The organism is Desulfotomaculum copahuensis, assembly GCF_001655685.1.
Classification (GTDB): Bacteria; Bacillota; Desulfotomaculia; order Desulfotomaculales; family Desulfovirgulaceae; genus Desulfotomaculum_G; species Desulfotomaculum_G copahuensis.
In genome coordinates this window covers 1-243 of record NZ_LYVF01000160.1, presented here as the reverse complement: position 1 = coordinate 243, position 243 = coordinate 1, and the positions used below count along the sequence as shown (strand labels likewise).

The following is a 243-nucleotide window of genomic DNA, read 5'->3' as shown; positions in this document are numbered from 1 at the left end:
ATAAAGCTTTTTATCTCATGTTTAATTGAAGATTTTTCTTAATAAGTTCTTTCCTCTGCTTTACGCAATCTATAGATCTTAGCGCATCCGGCGGCGTGTTAAAGGCATAATCTAAGAGTCTATCGACAGTCGTAGTTGCAACGTGGATTCTAGTGTCTGATGAGGCGTAGTATATGTACACATCGCCATTATCCCTTGCAATTGCTCCATTTGTAAATACTACGTTAGAAACATCACCAACTC

General features: G+C 38.3%; 1 protein-coding gene. It reads right to left on the bottom strand.

Annotation, left to right across the window (positions count from 1 at the left end; translation table 11 throughout):
* Positions 1-10: 10 nt before the first annotated feature.
* The coding region (locus tag A6M21_RS17950; RefSeq protein WP_486599215.1) for a glycoside hydrolase family 130 protein at positions 11-243 on the bottom strand (233 nt) is incomplete at its 5' end.